Here is a 21,356-nt window from a genome sequence, read left to right as displayed (position 1 = left end):
ACATGGTTTTGATGAGACAGATTTCCGTGTATTGAGGAGGGCGTAGGCATGATGCGGATCGGACATGGTTTTGATGTTCACAAGTTTGGCGGGGTCGGTCCCTGCATGCTGGGCGGGGTGGCAGTGCCCTATGAACAGGGCCTGATGGCCCACTCCGATGGTGACGTGGTGCTGCATGCGGTGAGCGATGCCCTGCTGGGGGCCATCGGCGCTGGCGACATCGGCCGCCACTTCCCCGATACCGCCGCCGAATTCAAGGGCATCGACAGCCGCATCCTGCTGCGGGATGTCTTTGCCCGCGTGCAGCTCGCAGGTTATGCCATCGGCAACCTGGATGTGACCATCATCGCCCAGGCCCCCAAGATGGCCCCCCATATCGACGCCATGTGCGCCGTGCTGGCCGCGGATCTGCAATGTGATTTGAACCGGGTGAACGTCAAGGCGACCACCACCGAACAACTCGGATTCACGGGGCGCAAGGAAGGGATCGCCACCGAAGCCGTCGTCTTGCTGGTGAAACAATGATGCTTGAACAACTTGCCTATCTGCACGGGACGCCCACTGCTCGCGGCATCCTCAAGGCCGAGGCCGCCGACTTCGTGGTCAATGAAGATCTCGGGTTCGAACCTTGCGGCGAGGGTGAACACATCTTCGTCCGGGTACGCAAAACCGGCGAGAATACTGCCTGGGTGGCTGGCCTGCTGGCCGATGCGGCCGGGGTTGCCCGCAATGCAGTGACCTGGGCTGGTCTGAAAGATCGCCATGCGGTGACCGAACAGTGGTTCGGCATCCATCTGCCGGGCAAGGGCGAGCCGGATCTCTCGGTCATCGAGAACGACAACATCCGGATCCTTGAGGTGAAGCGCCACAACAAGAAGCTGCGGGTCGGCTATCTCAAGGGCAACCACTTCACCCTGCGTCTCACCGGGCTGGAGCAGGCCGACGGGCTGGAATCCCGTTTGCAGGCGATAGCAACCCAGGGGGTGCCCAACTACTACGGCGAGCAGCGTTTCGGCCGAGGTGGCAACAACCTGGAGGCCGCCAAGGCGATGTTCGCCGGCAAACGGATCAAGGATCGCAACAAGCGCTCCCTCTATCTATCCGCCGCTCGCAGCATGCTGTTCAATGCCATCGTCAGCGCCCGCATCGAGCAGGGACTGGCCCATCAGCTGCTGGTAGGCGACTGCGTGATGCTCAAGGGCAGCCACTCCATCTTCAGCGAAGAGAGCGTGACTCCCGAGTTGGAGGCTCGCCTTGCCTCCGGAGACGTGCAGCTGACCGCTCCCCAGTGGGGCCGTGGCCGTCTGGCGAGCCAGGGCGCGGCTGCCGAGTTCGAGCAAGAAGTGCTGGCTCCTTATGGTGACTGGTGCGAAGGACTGGAGAAAGCCGGGCTGGATCAGGACAGGCGCCCGCTGCTGCTCAAGCCGGAGCAGATGAGCTGGCAACGGGAGGACGAGGTGCTGATCCTGTCATTCTTCCTGCCGGCCGGTGCCTTTGCCACCAGCGTGGTACGAGAGTTAATGCTGGCCGAAGAGGCCGATCACGGTTTCAGGAACTCAACCGATGCGAATTCTGGTCAGTAATGACGATGGGGTACACGCCGAGGGCATTCGCGCCCTCAGCGAGGCGTTGCGTGCCTGTGGCGAGGTCGTGGTGGTGGCACCGGATCGCAACCGCAGCGGTGCCAGCCACTCCCTGACGCTGGAAGTTCCGCTGCGGGTCACCCGCCTCGATGCGTCCAGTTTTCACGGCATCAAGAGTTATGCGGTCAAGGGGACGCCGACCGACTGCGTTCATCTGGCGGTCAACGAACTGCTGCGCCCTGAGCCCGACATGGTGGTGGCCGGTATCAATCACGGGGCCAACCTGGGGGATGACGTCATCTACTCGGGGACGGTGGCGGCCGCGACGGAAGGGCGTCATCTTGGTTTCCCCTCCATCGCCGTATCGCTGGTGGGCAAGACTCATTTCGCCAGTGCGGCCCACTACGCCGCCAAGCTGGTGCGGGGGCTGATGGTGCATCCGTTGCCTGCGGATCAGATCCTCAACGTGAATGTGCCGGACCTGCCGCTCGAGCAGATCAAGGGGATCAGGGTGACGCGTCTTGGCAATCGCCACCGGGCGGAGTCGGTGATCCGCACCGAGGATCCCCGTGGTCAGCCCGTCTACTGGATTGGCCCCCCCGGCAACCAGCAGGATGCGGGAGAGGGAACGGACTTTGCCGCCATCGAGCAGGGTTATGTCTCCATCACTCCCCTGACCATCGACATGACGGCCTACGGCAGTCTGTCGACCCTGGGCGCGTGGCTGGATCTGCAGGGATGACGTTGTGATAGTACAGCGCCTGTTGAATCAACTGATTGCCCAGGATGTCCGCGATTTCCGCGTATTGGCGGCGATTGCGAAGGTGCCGCGCCAGCTGTTCGTGGATGAGGCCATGGCCCACAAGGCCTGGGACAATACGGCCCTGCCCATCGGCCATGGGCAGACCATCTCCCAGCCTTACATCGTGGCGCGCATGACCGAGCTGCTGATCCAGAACGATCCGGCCCATGTGCTGGAGATCGGGACGGGATCGGGCTACCAGACGGCGGTACTGGCCCACCTGGTGGAGCATGTCTACACCATGGAGCGGATCAAGTCGCTGCAGTTTCAGGCCCGGCGCAGATTGCGCCAGCTCGATCTGCACAATGTGTCGGCCAAGCACGGCAATGGGTGGCTAGGTTGGCCCAACAAGGGCCCTTTCGACGCCATTCTGGTGACGGCGGCGGCCAGTGAGGTCCCCAAGGCCCTGACCGATCAGCTGGCTGACGGTGGTCGTCTGGTGTTGCCGGTGGGTGATGGCCAGCAGACCCTGCAGCTCATCGAGCGATCGGGCTCCCAGCTCACCAGCCGGATCCTGGAGCCGGTACGTTTCGTTCCCCTGATTGACGGAGATGTCGAGTGAAGTTGTTTTCCCGCCTTTATGTTCTGGTGATGCAGTGGGCACGCCACAAGTATGCCCTCTGGTATCTGGCCATCACCGCCTTTATTGAATCCATCTTCTGGCCCATCCCGGTGGATGTGATGCTGGCGCCCATGGCGCTCGGCAAACCTCATCGCGCCTGGCACTATGCCGCGCTGGCCACTCTCTTTTCGGTGCTGGGCGCCCTGTTTGGTTATCTGCTCGGCTATGCCCTGTGGGAGCCAGTGGTGCAGCCGCTGGTGACCTCGGTTGGCTATGAGGACAAGATTGCCCTGGCCGAGCAGTGGTTCGCGCAGTGGGGCATCTGGGTTATTTTTATTGCCAGCTTCACGCCGATCCCCTACAAGGTGTTTACCGTCACGGCTGGCTTGCTCCACATGGCACTGTTGCCTTTCATCCTGACCTCGCTGATCGGTCGTGGCATGCGCTTCTTCCTGGTTGCAGGTCTGATGCGCTGGGGCGGCGAGAAGATGGAGCGCAAGCTGATGCACTATGTGGATGTGCTGGGCTGGCTCTGTATTGGTTTGGCCGTTGCGGCCTATTTCTGGTTTAGTCGTTAAGGATCCACTATGTGTTCGCGTGTTTGGCAAGGTAGCGGTGTCGTCGTGTTGTCATGGCTGCTGCTTGCCTGTTCCTCCAGCAAGACTGCGGCTCCGGTGCACAGCCTGGGCAATGATCAGGTCGCTTCGACCATCCCCGTGCGTCAAGGTATGACCAAGCCCGGCATTGCAGGCAACGGGTACACCGTGGTCAAAGGAGACACTCTCTACTCCATTGCATTTCGTTCTGGCATGGATGTGGCTTCGCTTATCAGCATCAATGGCATCACTCCCCCCTATAACATTTATCCCGGCCAGCAGCTCAGGCTCGATGGGGCTTCCGCCCCCATGGCGGTGGCAACCGTCGGCAGCCCTGTCAGTCGTGGCAGTGTGACGGGGTCTGGCAGTTACGAGGTGCGCCGTGGCGATACCTTGAGCAGCATCGGTCGCCAGTTCGGTCTCTCCAACCAGGCCTTGGCCCAGCGCAACAACCTTCAGGCTCCTTATGCATTGCACGTGGGTCAGGTGCTCAATGTGGGGGGCGCGGGTTCCTCGGGTGGTCAGATGGTGGCAGCAACCACACCGGTTGTGACCAGCACGGGGCCCAAACCCCTGGCCACGGCTCCGGCAGGTACGACCACACCATTTATTGCTCAGAAAACGATTGCTCCTGCCTCGTCAACAGCATACGCTCAGGCGAAAGAACAAAAAACCGTCAGTTCCTCGTCAACACTCTCCTGGCATTGGCCGACCAAAGGGCGGATCGTTGAAGGCTTCTCCGTTGCGGAACAAGGCAACAAGGGCATCGACATTTCCGGCCAGAAGGGCCAACCCATTTACGCTGCGAGCAGCGGCAAAGTGGTCTATGCGGGCAGTGCACTGCGAGGTTATGGCAAGCTGATAATTCTCAAGCACAACGATGACTACCTCTCCGCCTACGCTCACAACGATGAGTTGAGGGTCAAGGAGGGAGACACCGTGAAGGGCGGAGCGGTTATCGCCAATATGGGTAGCACGGATGCGCCGGATGTGCGCTTGCACTTTGAAATCCGGTACAAAGGCAAGTCGATCAACCCGATGGGCTATTTGCCAAAGCGTTAACTCAGAGAGCTGAGTCTTACTCTGGTGTAGGTCAGGGAGAGATATCATGAGCCAAGAACAACTGGTAATGCAGGATGCAGAGTTAGAGTTCGACGAGGAGCTGGAGGTTCAGGAGGAAGAAGAGGTTCAGGAAGTGGCGGCCGAAGCCGAAGAGACCATTTCCGATGAACTGATGGCGCCCGAGCTGAACAAGGTAATGGACGCCACCCAGCTCTATCTGGGGGAGATTGGTTTCTCCCCCTTGCTCACGGCCGAAGAGGAAGTCTACTACGCCCGCCGTGCTCTGCGTGGCGACAAAGCGGCGCGCAAGCGCATGATTGAATCCAACCTGCGCCTGGTGGTCAAGATTGCCCGGCGCTACAACAACCGCGGCCTGGTGCTGCTGGATCTCATCGAAGAGGGCAACCTCGGTCTTATTCGCGCGGTCGAGAAGTTTGACCCCGAGCGCGGTTTCCGCTTCTCCACCTATGCCACCTGGTGGATCCGCCAGACCATAGAGCGGGCCATCATGAACCAGACCCGGACCATTCGTCTGCCCATCCATGTGGTCAAGGAGCTGAACGTCTATCTGCGCACTGCGCGCGAGCTTTCCCATCGTCTCGACCATGAGCCGACCGCCGAGGATATCGCCTCTGCACTGGATCGCTCTGTGGACGATGTGAATCGCATGCTCAAGCTCAACGAGAAGATCACCTCGGTGGATACTCCCATTGGTGGCGATCGCGACAAGGCGCTGCTGGACGTACTTTCCGACGAGCGCGGCATGGGGCCCGAGCTGGAGTCCCAGGAAGATGACATGCGCAGCAGCATAGTGCACTGGCTGGAGGAGCTAAATCCCAAGCAGCGCGAAGTGCTGGCCCGCCGTTTCGGTCTGCTCGGCTATGAACCGGCCACCCTGGAAGACGTGGGCGCCGAGATTGGTTTGACCCGCGAGCGGGTGCGCCAGATCCAGGTGGAAGGGTTGCGCCGTCTGCGGGAAATTCTGCTGGGGCAGGGGCTGTCCATTGAGGCGCTGTTCCGCACCAACTAAACGGGTATGAATACCGTCATCAAGATGAAAAAGGGGCCGCAGGCCCCTTTCTTTTTGTCGTGGATCCTCCGGATCACACCGGATCCAGAGTGTCCAGCGGCCAGCGCGGCACGGCCTTGACGACGAGGGGTTCGAAGACTCCCGCCTTCAGGCGTTGCATGCCGGCATAGGCGATCATGGCGCCGTTGTCGGTGCAGTATTCGGTGCGCGGGTAGAAGACTTCACCTTTGAGGCTCTCCATCAGCTCGGCCAGCTGGGCGCGCAGATGACGATTGGCGCTGACGCCGCCTGCCACGACCAGACGATTGAGACTGGTCTCTTTCAGGGCGCGACGGCACTTGATGGCCAGTGTGTCGACCACCGCATCCTCAAACGCCCGGGCGATGTCGGCACGGGTCTGCTCGTCGTCGCCATTGGCTGCTATGGTATTGGCGGCAAAGGTCTTGAGGCCGGAGAAGCTCATGTCGAGCCCGGGACGGTCGGTCATGGGACGGGGGAAGTTGAAACGTCCCTTGATGCCCTTCTCCGCCAGCCGTGAGAGCAGCGGACCACCGGGGTAGTCCAGACCCATCAGCTTGGCGGTCTTGTCGAACGCCTCACCGGCGGCATCGTCGATCGATTCGCCCAGCAGCTGATAGCTGCCGATACCGTCGACCCGGACCAGCATGGAGTGGCCGCCGGAAACCAAGAGCGCCACGAAGGGGAACTCGGGGGCCTTCTCTTCCAGCATGGGGGCCAGCAGGTGGCCTTCCATGTGGTGTACGGCGATGGCCGGCTTGTCCCAGGCCATGGCCAGCGAGCGGCCTATGGTCGCCCCGACCAGGATGGCGCCAACCAGACCTGGCCCCGCGGTATAGGCGATGCCATCGATGTCATCCTTGCCAAGTCCGGCCTCTTTCAAGGCGGCCTGGATCAAGGGGATCGTCTTGCGTACATGGTCCCGGCTGGCGAGCTCGGGAACGACGCCGCCGTAGTCCGCATGCAGCTTGACCTGGCTGTACAACTGGTGGGAAAGGATCCCTTTTTGATCATCGAAGATCGCGATCCCGGTTTCGTCACAGGATGTCTCTATGCCCAATACACGCATTGCTAAAAAATTTCACTGCTAAAATGAGACGGCTATGGTAACCTTCGCGGGTTTTTTAAACCAGAGCGATCTCTGCGGGTTTACTTTCATTCCCTGTCCAGAGTATAATTTCGCACCATTTTAAGACATGCTGATCGATTGAAGGTCAGCTAACAATTTATCACTGAGGTGAAAGGCACATGCCAGTAATCAAAGTCCGTGAAAATGAGCCGTTTGACGTTGCTCTGCGTCGCTTCAAGCGTTCTTGCGAAAAGGCCGGTATCCTGTCCGAAGTTCGTAGCCGTGAGTTCTACGAGAAGCCGACTACCATTCGCAAGCGCGCCAAAGCGTCCGCTGTCAAGCGTCACGCCAAGAAGCTGTCCCGCGAAAACGCACGTCGTATCCGCCTGTACTAATCAAGGGATCATGCCGTGTCTCTGAAGGATCAACTCAAGGATCAGCAAAAGCTCGCCATGCTTGCCAAAGACAAGCCTCGGTTGGGTGCTATCCGCTTGTTGATGGCAGAAATCAAGCAGCGTGAAGTCGATACCCGTGTCGAGCTCAATGATGAAGAGATCCTCGCTGTCGTGACCAAAATGGTCAAACAGCGTCGCGATTCCATCAGCCAGTTTGAAGCTGCCGGTCGCCAGGATCTCGCCGACAAAGAGTCCGCCGAGATCGTTGTGCTGCAGGAGTTCCTGCCACAACAGCTGACCGCAGACGAAATTGCCGCCCTGATCGAGCAAGCCATCACTGAAAGTGGTGCTGCCGTCATGGCTGACATGGGTAAAGTCATGGCTGTCTTGAAGCCAAAAATTCAGGGGCGTGCCGATGTCGGCGCCGTCAGTGCTCAGGTGAAAACCCGCTTGGCGTAACAGGCAACTCTCTTGTTTGGTCGAAGAAGCCGTGCTTCCCATTGGAATGCGCGGCTTTTTTATTTCCTATGCAATGAAACAGGACGGTTATGGCTGGCAGGATCCCGCAATCCTTTATCGATGATCTGCTCGTACGCACGGACATAGTCGAGTTGATCGACTCCCGTGTGCGGTTGAAGAAAGCCGGTAAGAACTACCAGGCTTGCTGCCCTTTTCATAACGAAAAAAGCCCCTCCTTTACCGTCAGCCAGGAGAAGCAGTTCTATCACTGTTTCGGTTGTGGTGCCCACGGCAATGCCATCGGCTTTGTCATGGAGTACGACGGCCTGGAATTCCCCGATGCCATCGAAGAGCTGGCAAGCCTGCACGGTATGCAGGTCCCCCGTGAGCAAACGGCGGGTGGATCAAGCCATAGCCAACCAGCCGTCAGCAAGGATCTGTTCGAGCTGATGAACCAGATTGCGCGCTTCTATGAGAGCAATCTCAAGAACGCGCCTCAGGCGGTGGAGTATCTGAAAGGCCGGGGCCTGACTGGCGAGGTGGTCAAGCGCTTCAACATCGGTTATGCCCCTGGGGACTGGGATCAGGTGCGTCGCCGCTTTGGCGCCAGTAGGGATCACGAACAACTGCTGATTTCGGGCGGTATGCTGATCCCCCGTGACAGCGGCCCGGGCAGCTACGATCGTTTCCGCGATCGCATCATGTTTCCGATCCGGGACAAACGCGGCCGGGTCATCGGCTTCGGTGGCCGAGTGCTGGGGGATGGCACGCCCAAGTACCTGAACTCCCCCGAAACCCCCATCTTCCACAAGGGGCGAGAGCTGTTCGGCCTTTATGAGGTCAAGCAGGCACACAAGGATCCGCGCCGGATCCTGGTGGTGGAAGGCTACATGGATGTGGTGGCGCTCGGCCAGTACGACATCGACTATGCGGTGGCGGCACTGGGGACTGCGACCACCAGCGATCACATCCACACCCTGTTCCGTACCACGGCAGAGGTGGTCTGTTGCTACGACGGCGACAACGCCGGTCGGGAAGCGGCCTGGCGGGCGCTGGACAACGCGCTCTCCCACCTGCAGGACGGCCGTGAACTCAAGTTCGTCTTTTTGCCGGATGGCGAGGATCCCGACTCGCTGGTACGCCAGATCGGCAAGGAGGGGTTCGAAGCGCTGCTCGACAAGGCCCAGTCGTTTGCGGATTTCATGTTCGAACGCCTCGGGCGCGATGCGGCTCTTTCCGGTGAGGCAGGCAAGTTTGAAGTGGCCAACAAGGCCGCCGAGCTGATTCGTCGGGTACCGGAAGGTTTCACTCGCGAGGGGTTGATTACCCGACTCTCCAGCATGATGCGTTGGGGAGAAAACAAGCAGCGGATTACCGAGCTGTTTGCCCGCAACAGCCAGCCCAAGGCGGAAGTTAACAAACCCAAGGCGACCAAACTGACGCCGATCCGCAGGGCTCTGGCACTGATGGTGCAGTATCCGGCGATCACCGCCGAGCTGCCGGCCATGCCCGAGTTGGTCGGGCTGCGCCTGCAGGGGATCCCTTTCCTGCTGCAACTGCACCAGCAGATCCTGATCCAGCCGGGAGTGACAACGGGTATCCTGCTGGAGCATTGGCGCGGCACAAAAGAGGGAGAAATACTTGCCCAGCTGGCGATGCATGACCTGTTTGAAGAGGTAAAGCTCGACCAGGAGCCCGATATTCTGGGAGAATTGCAGGATACCTTTGTCGGTTTCATCAACCTTTTCCTGAAGCAACGGATCGAAGAATTGCAGGCCAAGGTGGCGCAGGAAGGGCTAAGCTCTGAGGAAACTCAGGAGCTGATGATGCTGATCAGAGAGGTGCAGATTGAGAAAAGAAATGAGAGTGGGGCTTGATATTTGAGTGAGCAGTCCCAATATGAATAGCGTTGCCCGAATCGACGGGATTGAAAGCAAACACTTTATAACCACCTGGCCCCGACAACACTGCGGGCAGGGGTTTCTCATGACCGACGCCGCAACCAGACATAGCATGTCTGGCGGTTTTCTATTAGAATTGGCTATTTGCGCAGCAGCGCACTGTACGCGCAACCTAGCAACACCAACCGGATGAGTTCTATGGAGCAAACCCCGCAGTCTCAGCTTAAACTCCTCGTTGCCAAAGGTAAAGAACAGGGCTACCTGACCTATGCCGAGGTGAACGATCACCTCCCGCAAGACATTGTCGATTCAGACCAGATCGAAGACATCATCCAGATGATCAACGATATGGGCATTCAAGTGGTTGAAAACGCTCCGGATGCCGATGACCTTATCATGGCTGAAGGTGGTACCGCCGATGAGGACGCTGCCGAAGCAGCGGCCCAGGCTCTGGCATCTGTTGAATCTGAGATTGGTCGCACGACCGATCCCGTCCGCATGTACATGCGGGAAATGGGTACCGTCGAACTGCTGACCCGCGAAGGCGAAATCGACATCGCCAAGCGGATTGAAGACGGTATCAACCAGGTACAAAGCTCCGTCGCCGAGTACCCTGAAGCCATCACCTATCTGCTCGAACAGTATGACAAATACGAAGCCGAGCAGCTTCGCCTGTCCGACATCATCTCCGGCTTCATCGATCCGAACGAAGTGGATGACGTGGCACCGACCGCCACTCATATCGGCTCCGAGCTCAGCGAGGACGACCTCGCCGACGAAGACGAAGACGAAGATGAGGACGAAGACGAAGACGGCGACAACACCGACGATGATGGCGACGGTGGCCCGGATCCGGAAGTCGCTCGCGAGAAATTCGGCGAACTGCGTGCCCAGTACGAGGTGACTCGTCTCTCCATTCAGCAGAATGGCCGCGCCCACGACGACACCCAGAATGCCATCGCCCAGCTGGCCGATGTCTTCCGTCAATTCCGCCTGATGCCCAAGCAGTTCGATCGCCTGGTCAACAACATGCGGGAGATGATGGAGCGTGTCCGCGTGCAGGAACGCATCATCATGAAGCTCTGCGTTGAGCAGGCCAAGATGCCGAAGAAGACCTTCGTCGCGGCCTTCACCAACAACGAGTGCGAAACTGCCTGGTTCGAATACCAGAAGCAGGCCGGCAAGGCGTGGTCTCCCCGCCTGCTCGAGATGGACGAAGAAGTACTGCGTTCCATCGGCAAGCTGCAGCAGATCGAAGAAGAGACCGGCCTGTCCATCGCCCAGATCAAGGACATCAACCGCCGCATGAGCATTGGTGAGGCCAAAGCCCGCCGTGCCAAGAAAGAGATGGTCGAGGCCAACTTGCGTCTGGTTATCTCCATCGCCAAGAAGTACACCAACCGCGGTCTGCAGTTTCTGGATCTGATCCAGGAGGGCAACATCGGTCTGATGAAGGCGGTCGACAAGTTCGAATATCGTCGCGGCTACAAGTTCTCGACCTATGCCACCTGGTGGATCCGTCAGGCCATTACCCGCTCCATCGCGGATCAGGCCCGTACCATCCGTATCCCGGTGCACATGATCGAGACCATCAACAAGCTCAACCGTATCTCCCGCCAGATGCTGCAGGAGATGGGTCGTGAACCGAACCCGGAAGAGCTGGCCATGCGCATGGGCATGCCGGAAGACAAGATCCGCAAGGTACTGAAAATCGCCAAGGAGCCCATCTCCATGGAGACGCCCATCGGTGATGATGAAGACTCCCACTTGGGCGACTTCATCGAAGATACCACCCTGGCTCTGCCAGCGGATGCGGCCACCAGCGAGAGCCTGCGCAACGCGACCCGCGAAGTGCTGGCCGGGCTGACCGCACGGGAAGCCAAGGTACTGCGCATGCGCTTCGGTATCGACATGAACACCGACCACACCCTCGAGGAAGTGGGCAAGCAGTTCGACGTCACCCGTGAGCGTATCCGTCAGATCGAAGCCAAGGCCCTGCGCAAACTGCGCCATCCGAGCCGCTCGGAAGTGCTGCGCAGTTTCCTGGACGAGTAGTCCCGGGTTCTGTCAGCCTGACATTGCAACAAAAAGCCCCGCCGTGCGGGGCTTTGTTTTATCCGTGCTGGCATGGGCGTGAAGAGGGGTCATGGAACCGCTTGAATATGGATGAAATCTCGCCAAGTGGTTGATCTGACTATGGACGGGGTATCCGCCATCCCCTATAATCCACGCCGCTAACCAGCATCAATGGCCCCTTAGCTCAGTTGGTCAGAGCAGTCGACTCATAATCGATTGGTCGTGGGTTCAAGTCCCCCAGGGGCCACCATTTTCAGACAAAGCCGCTCTTTTGAGCGGCTTTGTCGTTTCTGGCGCTCACCAGCGCCTGTCCAGATCCTCGGCATAGAGCGCCATGGCGCGCCGGTAGGGAAGCAGGGCGGGATCCGTGGTGGTGGTCGCGAGGATCCCCAGCAGCGTCTCCATCCCCTCCTTGCTGCGCCCCAGGTTGTAGCAGGTCATGGCACGAAACACCTTGAACTCCACGGCATCGGGGAAGCGGGACAGGGCCTCGTCAAAGGTGGCCAGCGCCTCGGCATGACGGCCCGTGGTGCGATAGGAGCTGCCAAGTCCAAGCAGGGCTCCGCGCAGCGACGACTCGCCAAGCCCCAGCGACACAGCCTTCTGATAGAGCGGAATGGCCTGGGCCTCTCGCCCCAGCATGTCGTGCAGTCCGGCCACTTCGTAATGCAGCTCGGCGTGGGTTGGGTGCTCGATGAGTTGCAGCAGACCGTGCTGACGGGCTTCCTCGATCCGTCCCTCGGCCTTGAGGGTGTTCAACTGTTTCATATGCGCTCCTGCATGGGGATGAAGGATCAGTATGCCTGCCGACAGGCTGGCGGGGAACGGGTCATGGGGCCATGAAAAAGGCCTCCCGCCGATGGCGGGAGGCCTGGTTCGGCGCCGGGGCGCAATGGCCCTGGCGTGTGTCCAGCCTTACTGGGCGCTCAGGCTGTAGGCCAGGGTCTGGTCGTTGAAGCGCACCACATAGGCACCGACCACTGCCGTGGTGATGTCTGCCCCGGCCAGCTCGGCCACGCCATCCTTGTTGGTGTCGCCGTAGTTCTGGGTCCAGTCCCCCTTGACGTCGAACTTGAAGCGCTGGCCGCCGTTGCCATCACCGCTGCCGGTGAAGGTGACGCTGGCCTGCCAGAGGTGATCACCGACCAGGGACATGGGGGTGGTGCCCCAGTTGTTGGTGGTGCCGCGAATGTTGAGGCTGGCGACATTCTTGGCATAGGTGACGCTCACCGGAGTCAGGCTGTATTGCAGGGTCTGATCGTTGAAACGTACCCGGTACTGGCCGATGACCGGGGTGAGGATGTCACTGCCGGTCAGTTCGGCCACGCCGTCCTTGTTGGTGTCGCCGTAGTTCTGGGTCCAGTCCCCCTTGACGTCGAACTTGAAGCGCTGGTTGGTCTGACCGTCGAAGGTGACCAGGGCTTCCCACTGATTGTCGGCGACCAGTGTCATGGCAAGGGATCCCCAGGCATTGGGGGTGCCGCGGAAGTTCAGGGTGGGCAGTTCGCTGGCGTAGGTGCCGTTGTCGTCGGTGACGGTCACGGTGGCGCTGGCACTGGCGGTCAACCCTTCCGCATCGGTCACGGTGACCGTCACGGTATGGGTACCCGGGGTATCGAACCGGACTGTCTCCGTGGCGGCGGTGCCCCCGCTGGACCAGCTGTAGCTCACCACGCCGTCATCATCGCTGGAAGCGGAGGCGTCGAACACCACGCTCTCCCCCGCCTTGACGCTGAGGGTTTTGGGGGAGAGGGTAGCGACCGGTGCCTGGTTGCTGGTGAGGGGGGTGACCGTGTAGCGCAGATCGCTCTCGCTCAGGGTGATGCTGTAGGTGCCCGCCCCGCTGACCAGGATATCCTTGCTGCTGCCCTTGTCGGCGATGCCATCCCCTTCGTTGTCGCCGTAGTTCTCGGCCCAGTTGCCGAAGACGTCGAACTTGAAGCGCTGGGCACCGGTGGCGTCACCGTTGCCGGTCAGGGTGAGGGTGGCGGACCAGACACGGTTGGCATTGACGGTCATGGGGGTATTGCCCCAGGCGTTGTGGGTACCGCGCAGGTTCATGCTGCTGAACTTGTTGCCCGGCAGGACGGAACCACCGCAGGGGCTGGCCTTGGTGCAACCGGCGATGATGGCGGCCGCCTTCATGCCGGGGACGTTCAGGCTGGCCTTGCCGCTGCCATCGACGGTGACATAACCGCCGCTGCAGTAGTCATTGCCCCCCAGGAGGTTGCAGTACTCGCCGGCCGGCAGGCCGGTCTGCACCGAGGCCACCAGGCTGCCGCTCTCGTTGTTGATGGCGATGAAGCCCTTGTCGCCGCGGCCGAAGGCGATCTGGTTGTTGCCGTTGTCCCACCAGTTGCTGACGGGCTGGCCTTCGGTCCGGTTGTGGAACAGGGCCATGTTCATGATGGTCGGTCGGCGCTGTTCGCAGTTCCACTGGCTGTCCGTGCAGGGCGTGCTGCCCGGCGCCCCCTTGTCGGTTTCATAGGTACCCATGTTTTCAAAGCGATAGCCGGACATCACCTGCTTCCAGCCATAGGGCCAGGCCATCATGAAGGTGTTGGCCAGATCGTAGCGGGCACCGCTCATGAAGGTGAGCATGCCGCCACCGCCGTGGCCGCGTTCGCGGTCGTGGTTGACCACGAAGACGAAGGCCTTGTTGGAGGGGAGCAGGCCCCAGCTCTCGCCCAGGGTCTTGAGGTTCTTGATCTGGCCGTTGAAGTTGGCGGCGAGATCGGTGCCGTATTTGAAGTCGGTGACGGTGTCGATGTAGGTGTAGCGGCCCGGCTGGATGTCGGGGGACTCCCCGCCTGCGCCGATCACCTCCAGGTAGGCCCTGGGGCTGCCTGCCTTGTCGAGAATGGCCTTCACATCGGCCGGCGCCATGTGCTTGGCCGCATCGATGCGAAAGCCCGCCACGCCCCAGCCGAGCAGGGTCTTCATGTAGGTGGCGATCTGATCCTGGACGTAGGATGAGCCGGTATTGAGGTCCGGCATGCCGTAGAGGGCGCCGTTCCAGACGTTGTTGCTGTCACCGTAGTTGGTGATGTCGCCGCTGTGGTGGAAGTCGTTGTAGCCGAACTGGGGATATTGGTATTGCCCCGAGTTGTAGCTGCCGCCGCCGGTGGCGGTGCCCGAACCCGATGCCAGCTGGTTGAAGACGGCGTCGGCATAGACCTTGACCCCGGCCGCGTTGCAGCGGGCGATCATGCTCCTGAGCTCTGCCTCGCTACCGCCGAAGCTGTTGAAATTCTTGAAGCTGACCGGTTGATAGACGGTCCACCAGACCTGGCTGCCCTGCTTGTGCTCGGCGGGTGGGGTGATCTGGACGCCACCGAACCCCTTGGGCCCGAGCACGGTCTCGCACTCGTTGGCGATGTCGTTGAACTTCCATTGGAACAGGTGAACCATGACTCCTTCGGCGCTGGCAGTGTGGCTGAAAGAGCCGAGTGCCGCCGCCAGCAGGGCGGTTCGAAACAGTGTGTTGTGCATGACGATTTTCCCTTCGATCTTGTTATTGACGTATCACTGTCGTGTAGTCGAACGGACAACAAACAACCTCGTTCAGCTCCGTAGCATTCATGAAATCGACGTGGTTGAAAATCGAACAAGCTGAATTAATTAAGAAATGTGAATGAAAATGCTTTCATGCCATTCGGTGGCAGCAGGAGGGGGCAGAGGGGGGCAGATCGGTGCGAGATCCCGTCAAGCAGGTAGCGAAGGGGATGAACAGGGGCCCCGCAGGGCCCCGTGAACGTTCAGACGTTGGGTTCCTGCTGCCCGGTACTGGCCCGGGCACGACGCCCTGGCAGCATGCGGGTGACCAGGTTGCTGCGCTGGCGCCAGGAGGTGTAGGCGATGGCGCACAGGTGCAGGGCGATCATGCCCTGGAGTGCCCAGGTGCACCACTCGTGCCAGTCGTCCGCCCCCAGATCGAAGCCGGTCTCGGTGTTCTGGAACCAGCCGGTCCCTGCGGTGGCGAGTACCAGCAGCCAGAGTGCCCAGACCGCCAGCTTGCCGCTGCCGTGATGGCCCGGGGTGGGCGGGGTCCGTTCGCGCAGGGCGTCGGCCTGATGGCGAAAATCCTCCCGGCTCGGGATGAGGGCGCGCAGGCGGGCGTGGCCGCGAGCGAAGGTGAGCCCCCACAGCAGGCGTATGCCGATGAGCACCATGACGGCGTATCCCATCCGCTCGTGCCACTCCTCGCCCGCCTCGTTGAGCCAGAGGTTGCCGATACAGATGGCCGCCACACCCCAGTGGGTGAGGCGCACCAGAGCATCCCAGTGGAAGGGATCAGCCTTTTTGCTTGGCATAGTTGTGGTACTCCTTCTTCAGGTCGTTGACCTTGGCCAGGTGCTCGCGCGCCTTGGCTTCGTCACCGGCCTTGAGGGCTGCCAGGCTGGCATCCAGCTCGGTCTGCACTTCGGTCATGCCTTCCAGGAACTTCTCCTTCTTGACGGCGGGCATGTTCTTGCCCTTGGCGACGTCCAGCTGGGCCTTCATCTCCTTGATGTATTTCTCCATGGTGGCCGCGTCGTCGGCCTTGACGGCCTGCTTGTAGTTGAAGCCGATCTTCTTCATCGGCTGCTCCAGATCGCCGGCCATGGCAGGCAGGGCCATCAGGCCAAACATCAGGGGCAGCAGCAGGGGACGCACAGTTTTCAGCATGGGATTTCCTTATGAAACGACGAGATTGCAGGTTGTTATAGCACTCATTTGAGTGCGGTTTCACGCATCATGATGCCATGAAAGGGCGATCATTGTATGAAGAAAGTGCGACCAATTGTGACGAATTGTGCAGGGGATTGCTGTGGGAATGTAGCCGAAAGAGAACGGCCACCGGATCTCGCCTCCGGCAGGGATACAAGGGCGCGCATCTGGTCCGGGAAGGGGCCCGCAGGCAGTGAATCATGCTGCCATTATTTATCACACATCGGTTTTTTAACGTCAGGTGAGTTTTTCAGGTGTTTTTGTTTTTGAAAGTCATCATCCATGGACGATTTCACTGCCCGTACAGACGCCGTGCAACAAAAAAAGGGCCCGCAGGCCCTTTGAGTGATCGGGATCCGGCCCTTATTCGGCCTGCTCGCGCTCGATGGCACGCCAGCCGATGTCCTTGCGATAGAAGATGCCGTCCCACTGGATGCGACCAGCCAGGGCATAGGCCCGCTGCTGGGCTTCCTGCACCGTGTGGCCGAGGGCGGTGGCGCACAGCACGCGGCCACCCTGGGTCAGGCTGGTGTGCCCTTCCAGGCGGGTGCCTGCATGGAACACCTTCTCCCCTGCCACTTCGTCCACCGGCAGACCGCTGATGGGGTGGTTGCTGGTGTAGTCGCCGGGATAGCCACCCGCCGCCAGCACCACGCCGATGGCGGCACGGGGGTCATAGACGGCTTCCTTCTGATCCAGCTGGCCGGCGCAGGCGGCGAGGCAGAGATCCACCAGATCGGACTGCATCCGCAGCATGATGGGCTGGGTTTCGGGGTCGCCGAAGCGGCAGTTGAACTCGATCACCTTGGGGTTGCCCTCGGCATCGATCATCAGGCCGGCGTAGAGGAAGCCGGTGTAGACGTTGCCCTCGGCAGCCATGCCGCGCACGGTCGGCATGATCACCCGTTCCATCACGCGCTGGTGCACTTCGTCGGTCACCACGGGGGCCGGGGAGTAAGCCCCCATGCCGCCGGTGTTGGGGCCGGTGTCACCGTCGAAGGCGCGCTTGTGATCCTGGCTGGTGGCCATGGGCAGCACGTGCTCGCCGTCCACCATGACGATGAAGCTCGCCTCTTCCCCGTCCAGGAACTCCTCGATCACCACCCGGGCGCCGGCATCGCCGAAGGCATTGCCGGAGAGCATGTCACGCACCGCCGCTTCTGCCTCGTCGAGGGTCATGGCGACGATCACCCCTTTGCCGGCGGCCAGACCGTCGGCCTTGATGACGATGGGGGCGCCCTTCTCGCGCAGATAGGCCAGCGCCGGCTCCACCTCGGTGAAGTTCTGGTAATCGGCGGTGGGGATGGCGTGGCGGGCCAGGAAGTCCTTGGTGAAGGCCTTGGAGCCTTCCAACTGGGCAGCGGCGGCGGTCGGGCCGAAGATGGTCTGATCGGCGGCGCGGAAGGCATCGACCACCCCTTTCACCAGGGGGGCTTCCGGTCCGACGATGGTGAGGCCGACCTGGTTCGCCTTGGCGAAGGCCAGCAGGCCCTCGATGTCGGTGGCCTGGATGGCGACGTTCTCGATGCCCGGCTCAAGCTGGGTGCCCGCATTGCCCGGTGCCACGAAGACCTGGGTCACCAGGGGGGAGTGTTTGGCCTTCCAGGCCAGGGCGTGTTCACGGCCGCCGTTGCCAATGATCAGTACTTTCATCGTCTCGCTCGCTTCTGTCTGAGTTCACTGGCGCTGCGGTGGCACTGCCAGTGGAAAGGATCCGGTGCTAAAGAGGCAGGGCCGCCATCGGCGGCCCTGGGCTGTCAGTGACGGAAATGACGCATGTTGGTGAACACCATGCACATGCCGTGTTCGTTGGCGGCGTCGATCACCTCCTGGTCGCGCATCGAGCCACCTGGCTGGATGACGCAGGAGATGCCCGCGGCAGCAGCGGCATCGATGCCGTCGCGGAACGGGAAGAAGGCGTCGGAGGCCATGACGGAGCCCGCCACGGTCAGCCCTTCATCCTCGGCCTTGATGCCGGCGATCTTGGCAGAGTAGACGCGGCTCATCTGACCGGCGCCCACGCCGATGGTCTGGCCGTTCTTGGCGTAGACGATGGCGTTGGATTTGACGAACTTGGCGACCTTCCAGCAGAACAGCAGATCCTGCAGCTCGGCCTCGGTGGGCTGACGCTGGCTGACCACGGTCAGATCCCCGAGCGTCACCATGCCCAGATCGCGCTCCTGCACCAGCAGGCCGCCGTTGACGCGCTTGAAGTCAAAGCCTTGCGCCGGGGCAGTCCACTGGCCGCACTCCAGCAGGCGCACGTTCTGCTTGGCGGCGACCGCCTCGCGGGCTGCCTGGCTGATGCTGGGGGCGATGATCACTTCCACGAACTGGCGGGCGACGATGGCCGCGGCGGTCTCGCCGTCCAGTTCGCGGTTGAAGGCGATGATGCCGCCAAAGGCCGAGGTGGGGTCGGTCTGGTAGGCGCGATCGTAGGCTGCCAGCAGGTCGTCACCGATGGCGACGCCGCAGGGGTTGGCATGCTTGACGATGACGCAGGCCGGTTCGCTGAACTCCTTCACGCACTCCAGCGCCGCGTCGGTATCGGCAATGTTGTTGTAGGAGAGGGCCTTGCCCTGCAGCTGGATGGCGCTTGCCACCGAGCCCGGCGCGGCCTGCTCTTCGGCGTAGAAGGCGGCAGCCTGGTGGCTATTCTCGCCGTAGCGCATGTCCTGCTTCTTGATGAACTGGCTGTTGAAGGTGCGGGGGAAGCGGGACTCTTCGTCGCCTTCCTTGTTTTCGCCGTAGGAGGGCACCAGGGTGCCGAAGTAGTTGGCGATCATGCCGTCGTAGGCGGCGGTGTGCTCGAAGGCGGCGATGGCCAGATCGAAGCGGGTGGAGAGGGTCAGGCTGTTGCCGTTGCCATCCATCTCGGCGATGACGCGGTCATAGTCGGAGGCCTTGACGACGATGGTGACGTCCTTGTGGTTCTTGGCAGCGGAGCGGACCATGGTCGGGCCGCCGATGTCGATGTTCTCGACGGCGTCTTCCAGGGTGCAACCGGCTTTGGCCACGGTGGCGGCGAAGGGATAGAGGTTGACGACGACCATATCGATGGGGGAGATAGCGTGCTCGGCCATGATGGCGTCATCCCGGTCGCGACGGCCGAGAATGCCGCCGTGTACCTTGGGATGCAGGGTCTTGACCCGGCCGTCCATCATCTCGGGGAATCCGGTGTAGTCGGACACCTCGGTCACCGGCAGGCCCGCATCGGCCAGCAGCTTGGCGGTACCACCGGTGGAGAGCAGGGCCACACCACGCGCGTCGAGTGCCTTGGCAAATTCCAGGATGCCAGTCTTGTCAGACACACTCAGCAGTGCACGGCGAATGGGTCGAGCTTGTTCCATCACACTATCGTCCTCAGCATAACGGGGACCGTTCCATGGGAGGCGAGGCTCAACACACAGAGAGTCCCCAAATAAATGGAAGTGGGGGATTTCGCAAACCACTCTCGCCCGGGGCGGCCGTTGGCAAAAGCGTTTTAGGAAATGCCCGCTTGACGCGACGCTCTCTTGTGGGCGCGTATTCTACACAAAAAATGTGACCTGTGGTGGATTTTTTAAAGAGACAAACCCTTGTGGGATGCGGCGTTAAACGTTTTCTGGTGAATTTTTGTGAAACGTTTGTCTTTTCAGTGTTTTGGGGATAAATGGCCGGCAAGTGGGGGGTTAGCTGCTGCTTTCCTGCCTTTGACTGGCAATCGCCGGGCAAAGAGGTGATAGTGGAGGCCGGTTTATATTGAGTACCATGTCGGGAATGTCATGCGGGGGGAGAGGACCATGTATCGGATCGGTGAACTGGCCAAGGCGTGCGGGGTGAAGGCCGACACCCTGCGCTTTTACGAGAAGAACGGCCTCATCTCGCCGGGCATTCGCAACGAATCCGGTTATCGCCTCTACGGGGAGCAGGACAGGCGGCGGCTGGAGTTCATCATCCGCGCCAAGTCGGTGGGCTTCTCCCTCGCGGACATCGGCGAGCTGCTCGCCCTCGACACCAACAAGGCCAAGGTCACCTGCCAGGAGGTGAAGGCGGTGGCCGACACCAAGCTCGAACAGGTGGAGCAGAAGCTCCTGGAGCTGACCCGTTTTCGCGAGAACCTGAAGGCCCTCTCCGACATCTGCTGCGGCGGCCCGCGCTCGGCGGAGCACTGCGCCATCCTCGAGACCCTGGAGTCCGGCGCCCCTTCCCGCCACGAGCACCACGACCATGAGCACTGAGCTGCGCCGGCCCCGGGTCTCCGCCTTTCTCGCCCTCTCCCTCGACGGTTTCATCGCCGGGGAGGGGGGCGATCTGGCATGGCTGGCCCCCTATGGTGGCGACGGGCCGGAGGAGACCGGCTACAGTGCCCTGATGGCGAGCGCGGACACCCTGCTGATGGGGCGCAACACCTACGATATCGTGAGCGCCTTTCCCGAGTGGCCCTACGGGGACAAGCCGCTGGTGGTACTGACCCACAGGCCCGCCGACCCCCGTCCTCGGGTCTCCTTCCGGCAGGGGGCGCTGGCGCAGGTGCTGGACGAGTTGTGGCAGGGGGGAAGCTGTCACCTCTATCTGGATGGCGGGGAGCTGGTGAGGCAGGGTCTGCAGGGGGCCCTGGTGGACGAGCTGACCCTGTTCTGGGTGCCGGTCACCCTGGGGGGCGGGATCCCGCTCTTTACCGGGCCTCTCCCCGCAGGGTTGAGACCGGTGTCGAGCGCCGTGCTGCCAAGCGGCCTGGTGCGGGTTATCTATCACCCCGCCTGACAGCTTGCACGGGGGAGGCAAGAGGCGCACAATCGGCGCGTTTTTCGCCACCTGCCCTTCCAGGCAGGGACGATAGGCAAACACGACAACCCCATCAAGGAGCCCATATGGCCAAGAAGAAGGTGACCTGTGTCACCGCCGAACCCGCCTGCGAACATCAGCGCGGCATCATTCAGGACAACCACCTCAAGGCACTGGTGACCTCCCCCCTGTTCCAGGCCCGGGTCGAGCCGAGCAAGAAGGGCAAGGGCAGCTATCAGCGCAAGGCCAAGCACGGCAAGCGGTGGGAGCCCGGCCAACAGCAGATGGTAAGCGTCTGCTGCTGAGCGGGTTTCTGCCGCAAGGCA

At 61.1% G+C, this 21,356-nt stretch carries 21 protein-coding genes and 1 tRNA gene; 15 read left to right on the top strand and 7 right to left on the bottom strand.

The genetic code is table 11. From position 1 onward, the window contains the following. The first annotated feature begins 48 nt into the window (after positions 1-48). Genes ispF through rpoS form a run of 7 tightly spaced genes read left to right on the top strand, consistent with a single transcriptional unit; the run spans position 49 to position 5,635 of the window. Positions 49-525 (top strand): 2-C-methyl-D-erythritol 2,4-cyclodiphosphate synthase, encoded by a 477-nt coding sequence (gene ispF / locus AB5Y89_RS07155; protein WP_368223293.1) that lies wholly within the window; start codon positions 49-51, stop codon positions 523-525. Beyond that, the gene (truD, locus tag AB5Y89_RS07150; protein WP_368223381.1) at positions 525-1,583 is read left to right on the top strand and encodes a tRNA pseudouridine(13) synthase TruD; all 1,059 of its coding nucleotides are present in this window, start codon (positions 525-527) and stop codon (positions 1,581-1,583) included. Before ispF ends, truD begins: the two co-directional genes overlap by 1 nt. Next, positions 1,564-2,325, top strand: a complete 762-nt coding sequence (surE, locus tag AB5Y89_RS07145; RefSeq protein WP_104454747.1) for a 5'/3'-nucleotidase SurE — start codon at positions 1,564-1,566, stop codon at positions 2,323-2,325. Before truD ends, surE begins: the two co-directional genes overlap by 20 nt. Before the next feature lie 4 nt (positions 2,326-2,329). Further along, positions 2,330-2,947, top strand: a complete 618-nt coding sequence (locus AB5Y89_RS07140; RefSeq protein ID WP_010675623.1) for a protein-L-isoaspartate(D-aspartate) O-methyltransferase — start codon at positions 2,330-2,332, stop codon at positions 2,945-2,947. After that, positions 2,944-3,525 (top strand): YqaA family protein, encoded by a 582-nt coding sequence (locus AB5Y89_RS07135; protein WP_368223291.1) that lies wholly within the window; start codon positions 2,944-2,946, stop codon positions 3,523-3,525. The genes AB5Y89_RS07140 and AB5Y89_RS07135 overlap by 4 nt, the downstream gene beginning before the upstream one ends. A 9-nt stretch (positions 3,526-3,534) precedes the next feature. Beyond that, positions 3,535-4,605, top strand: coding sequence for a LysM peptidoglycan-binding domain-containing protein (locus tag AB5Y89_RS07130; protein ID WP_010675621.1), 1,071 nt, complete (start codon positions 3,535-3,537; stop codon positions 4,603-4,605). Between the two features lie 46 nt (positions 4,606-4,651). Further along, positions 4,652-5,635 carry an RNA polymerase sigma factor RpoS gene (gene rpoS, locus AB5Y89_RS07125; protein ID WP_010675620.1) on the top strand — a complete coding sequence of 328 codons (984 nt, stop codon included), beginning with the start codon at positions 4,652-4,654 and terminating at the stop codon, positions 5,633-5,635. Between the two features lie 73 nt (positions 5,636-5,708). Here rpoS and tsaD read toward each other — a convergent pair whose 3' ends face one another. Then, on the bottom strand, positions 5,709-6,722 hold the full coding sequence (tsaD, locus tag AB5Y89_RS07120; RefSeq protein ID WP_069651886.1) for a tRNA (adenosine(37)-N6)-threonylcarbamoyltransferase complex transferase subunit TsaD: 1,014 nt from the start codon (positions 6,720-6,722) through the stop codon (positions 5,709-5,711). A gap of 179 nt (positions 6,723-6,901) precedes the next feature. Here tsaD and rpsU point away from each other — a divergent pair, with 179 nt between their 5' ends. From rpsU to AB5Y89_RS07095, 5 genes are all read left to right on the top strand, one after another. Continuing rightward, positions 6,902-7,117: a 30S ribosomal protein S21 gene (rpsU, locus tag AB5Y89_RS07115; protein ID WP_005309452.1), complete on the top strand. Its 216-nt coding sequence runs from the start codon at positions 6,902-6,904 to the stop codon at positions 7,115-7,117. 15 nt (positions 7,118-7,132) lie between these two features. Beyond that, positions 7,133-7,576: a GatB/YqeY domain-containing protein gene (locus AB5Y89_RS07110; RefSeq protein WP_010675618.1), complete on the top strand. Its 444-nt coding sequence runs from the start codon at positions 7,133-7,135 to the stop codon at positions 7,574-7,576. A gap of 89 nt (positions 7,577-7,665) precedes the next feature. Then, on the top strand, positions 7,666-9,453 hold the full coding sequence (gene dnaG / locus AB5Y89_RS07105; protein WP_069651885.1) for a DNA primase: 1,788 nt from the start codon (positions 7,666-7,668) through the stop codon (positions 9,451-9,453). 183 nt (positions 9,454-9,636) lie between these two features. Continuing rightward, positions 9,637-11,532 carry an RNA polymerase sigma factor RpoD gene (gene rpoD, locus AB5Y89_RS07100; RefSeq protein ID WP_368223379.1) on the top strand — a complete coding sequence of 632 codons (1,896 nt, stop codon included), beginning with the start codon at positions 9,637-9,639 and terminating at the stop codon, positions 11,530-11,532. A 194-nt stretch (positions 11,533-11,726) separates the two neighbouring features. Continuing rightward, positions 11,727-11,803 (top strand) — tRNA-Ile (locus tag AB5Y89_RS07095). Between the two features lie 47 nt (positions 11,804-11,850). Here AB5Y89_RS07095 and AB5Y89_RS07090 read toward each other — a convergent pair. The 6 genes from AB5Y89_RS07090 to purH all read right to left on the bottom strand — a co-directional run bounded on the left by AB5Y89_RS07090 (position 11,851) and on the right by purH (position 19,613). Beyond that, positions 11,851-12,321 carry a tetratricopeptide repeat protein gene (locus AB5Y89_RS07090; protein ID WP_201901922.1) on the bottom strand — a complete coding sequence of 157 codons (471 nt, stop codon included), beginning with the start codon at positions 12,319-12,321 and terminating at the stop codon, positions 11,851-11,853. 147 nt (positions 12,322-12,468) lie between these two features. After that, complete coding sequence (locus AB5Y89_RS07085; protein WP_368223287.1) at positions 12,469-15,045, bottom strand: alpha amylase C-terminal domain-containing protein; 2,577 nt, start codon at positions 15,043-15,045, stop codon at positions 12,469-12,471. A gap of 266 nt (positions 15,046-15,311) precedes the next feature. Further along, positions 15,312-15,866, bottom strand: coding sequence for a cytochrome b/b6 domain-containing protein (locus AB5Y89_RS07080; RefSeq protein WP_223955773.1), 555 nt, complete (start codon positions 15,864-15,866; stop codon positions 15,312-15,314). Next, entirely contained in the window at positions 15,847-16,221 is a 375-nt protein-coding gene (locus tag AB5Y89_RS07075) for a cytochrome b562 (RefSeq protein WP_368223284.1), read from the bottom strand. Before AB5Y89_RS07075 ends, AB5Y89_RS07080 begins: the two co-directional genes overlap by 20 nt. Positions 16,222-16,626: 405 nt before the next feature. Next, entirely contained in the window at positions 16,627-17,916 is a 1,290-nt protein-coding gene (gene purD / locus AB5Y89_RS07070) for a phosphoribosylamine--glycine ligase (protein WP_069651882.1), read from the bottom strand. Positions 17,917-18,020: 104 nt separating this feature from the next. Next, positions 18,021-19,613, bottom strand: coding sequence for a bifunctional phosphoribosylaminoimidazolecarboxamide formyltransferase/IMP cyclohydrolase (gene purH / locus AB5Y89_RS07065; protein WP_010675610.1), 1,593 nt, complete (start codon positions 19,611-19,613; stop codon positions 18,021-18,023). Positions 19,614-20,045: 432 nt separating this feature from the next. Here purH and zntR point away from each other — a divergent pair, with 432 nt between their 5' ends. The 3 genes from zntR (at position 20,046) to AB5Y89_RS07050 (ending at position 21,335) form a co-directional block, all read left to right on the top strand. After that, on the top strand, positions 20,046-20,483 hold the full coding sequence (gene zntR, locus AB5Y89_RS07060; RefSeq protein ID WP_041211075.1) for a Zn(2+)-responsive transcriptional regulator: 438 nt from the start codon (positions 20,046-20,048) through the stop codon (positions 20,481-20,483). Next, the gene (locus tag AB5Y89_RS07055; protein ID WP_368223281.1) at positions 20,473-21,009 is read left to right on the top strand and encodes a dihydrofolate reductase family protein; all 537 of its coding nucleotides are present in this window, start codon (positions 20,473-20,475) and stop codon (positions 21,007-21,009) included. The genes zntR and AB5Y89_RS07055 overlap by 11 nt, the downstream gene beginning before the upstream one ends. A gap of 107 nt (positions 21,010-21,116) precedes the next feature. Further along, the gene (locus tag AB5Y89_RS07050) at positions 21,117-21,335 is read left to right on the top strand and encodes an alternative ribosome-rescue factor A (RefSeq protein WP_042016330.1); all 219 of its coding nucleotides are present in this window, start codon (positions 21,117-21,119) and stop codon (positions 21,333-21,335) included. The last annotated feature ends 21 nt before the right edge of the window (positions 21,336-21,356 follow it).

The organism is Aeromonas sp. s4 (assembly GCF_040907855.1).
Lineage (GTDB): Bacteria > Pseudomonadota > Gammaproteobacteria > Enterobacterales > Aeromonadaceae > Aeromonas > Aeromonas caviae.
Note: the sequence above shows the minus strand (reverse complement) of the source record. Positions and strands in the feature narration are given on the sequence as shown.

Bases quoted from the DNA above. Each gene is read 5' to 3' on its own strand.
- ispF (WP_368223293.1), top strand. From the start codon at position 49: ATGATGCGGATCGGACATGGTTTTGATGTTCACAAGTTTGGCGGGGTC.
- truD (WP_368223381.1), top strand. From the start codon at position 525: ATGCTTGAACAACTTGCCTATCTGCACGGGACGCCCACTGCTCGCGGC.
- surE (WP_104454747.1), top strand. From the start codon at position 1,564: ATGCGAATTCTGGTCAGTAATGACGATGGGGTACACGCCGAGGGCATT.
- AB5Y89_RS07130 (WP_010675621.1), top strand. From the start codon at position 3,535: ATGTGTTCGCGTGTTTGGCAAGGTAGCGGTGTCGTCGTGTTGTCATGG.
- rpoS (WP_010675620.1), top strand. From the start codon at position 4,652: ATGAGCCAAGAACAACTGGTAATGCAGGATGCAGAGTTAGAGTTCGAC.
- tsaD (WP_069651886.1), bottom strand. From the start codon at position 6,722: ATGCGTGTATTGGGCATAGAGACATCCTGTGACGAAACCGGGATCGCG.
- rpsU (WP_005309452.1), top strand. From the start codon at position 6,902: ATGCCAGTAATCAAAGTCCGTGAAAATGAGCCGTTTGACGTTGCTCTG.
- dnaG (WP_069651885.1), top strand. From the start codon at position 7,666: ATGGCTGGCAGGATCCCGCAATCCTTTATCGATGATCTGCTCGTACGC.
- AB5Y89_RS07090 (WP_201901922.1), bottom strand. From the start codon at position 12,321: ATGAAACAGTTGAACACCCTCAAGGCCGAGGGACGGATCGAGGAAGCC.
- AB5Y89_RS07085 (WP_368223287.1), bottom strand. From the start codon at position 15,045: ATGCACAACACACTGTTTCGAACCGCCCTGCTGGCGGCGGCACTCGGC.
- AB5Y89_RS07080 (WP_223955773.1), bottom strand. From the start codon at position 15,866: ATGCCAAGCAAAAAGGCTGATCCCTTCCACTGGGATGCTCTGGTGCGC.
- AB5Y89_RS07075 (WP_368223284.1), bottom strand. From the start codon at position 16,221: ATGCTGAAAACTGTGCGTCCCCTGCTGCTGCCCCTGATGTTTGGCCTG.
- purD (WP_069651882.1), bottom strand. From the start codon at position 17,916: ATGAAAGTACTGATCATTGGCAACGGCGGCCGTGAACACGCCCTGGCC.
- purH (WP_010675610.1), bottom strand. From the start codon at position 19,613: ATGGAACAAGCTCGACCCATTCGCCGTGCACTGCTGAGTGTGTCTGAC.
- zntR (WP_041211075.1), top strand. From the start codon at position 20,046: ATGTATCGGATCGGTGAACTGGCCAAGGCGTGCGGGGTGAAGGCCGAC.
- AB5Y89_RS07055 (WP_368223281.1), top strand. From the start codon at position 20,473: ATGAGCACTGAGCTGCGCCGGCCCCGGGTCTCCGCCTTTCTCGCCCTC.
- AB5Y89_RS07050 (WP_042016330.1), top strand. From the start codon at position 21,117: ATGGCCAAGAAGAAGGTGACCTGTGTCACCGCCGAACCCGCCTGCGAA.